Annotated in this window: 1 protein-coding gene; it reads right to left on the bottom strand. The window is 66.4% G+C overall.

Going from position 1 to position 1,177, the window contains the following annotated elements:
- Positions 1–1,177, bottom strand: a 1,177-nt coding sequence (gene pnp / locus ACXJKR_RS33010; protein ID WP_457326453.1) for a polyribonucleotide nucleotidyltransferase, incomplete at both ends; no start/stop codon positions are given.

Genomic DNA, 1,177 nt, shown 5'->3' with positions numbered 1-1,177 from the left:
CCATCTGCAGAGCGGTGATGCCGGTCGTCGTGCCGGCCACCTTGAAGTCCATGTCGMCGAGGTGATCTTCATCACCCAGGATGTCGGTCAGCACGGCGAACCGGTTGGCGTCCTTGATCAGGCCCATGGCGATGCCGGCCACGTGGGCCTTCATCGGCACGCCGGCGTCCATCAGTGCAAGGCAGCCGCCGCAGACCGAAGCCATCGACGAGGAGCCGTTGGACTCGGTGATTTCCGAGACGACGCGCAGCGAGTAGGGGAAGTCTTCCTTGCTCGGCAGTGCGGCGATCAGCGCGCGCTTGGCCAGACGGCCGTGGCCGATTTCGCGGCGCTTCGGCGAACCCACACGACCCGTCTCGCCGGTGGCGAAGGGGGGCATGTTGTAGTGCATCATGAAGCGGTCTTCGAACTCGCCATCCAACGCGTCGATGCGCTGGGCGTCACGGTCCGTGCCCAGCGTGGCGATGACCAGCGCCTGGGTTTCACCACGCGTGAACAGCGCCGAGCCGTGGGTGCGCGGCAGGATACCGTTGCGGATCTCGATGGGGCGCACGGTGCGGGTGTCGCGACCATCGATGCGCGGCTCGCCGGCCAGGATCTGGCTGCGCACGATGCGGGCTTCGATCTCGAACAGCAGGCCTTCGACCTCGACCTTGTCGAACTCGACGCCTTCGCCCTTGAGCGCGGCAAAGACGCTGGACGTCACGCTGCGGCAGGCTTGCGTGCGGGCTTGCTTGGAGCGGATCTGGTAGGCCTCGCGCAGGGGGCCTTCGGCCAGGCCGTTGACCTTGGCAATGAAGGCCTCGTCCTTGGCGGGGGCAGTCCAGGTCCAGGTCGGCTTGCCGGCGTCACGCACCATGTCATTGATGGCGGCGATGGCGACATTGCCTTGCTCGTGGCCGTAGACCACGGCGCCGAGCATGATTTCTTCAGACAGGCCCGAGGCTTCAGACTCGACCATCAGCACGGCGGCTTGCGTGCCGGCGACGACCAGGTCCATCTGGCTGTTGGCCAGTTCGGACTTGCTGGGGTTCAGCACGTATTCGCCGTTGACGTAGCCCACGCGGGCGGCACCGATCGGGCCATTGAAGGGGATGCCGGAGATGGCCAGCGCAGCGGACGTGCCRATCAGCGCGGCGATGTCGGCCTGGACTTCGGGGTTCAGGCTCACCACGTG

This window comes from Roseateles sp. P5_E11 (assembly GCF_054049355.1).
Note: the sequence above shows the minus strand (reverse complement) of the source record. Positions and strands in the feature narration are given on the sequence as shown.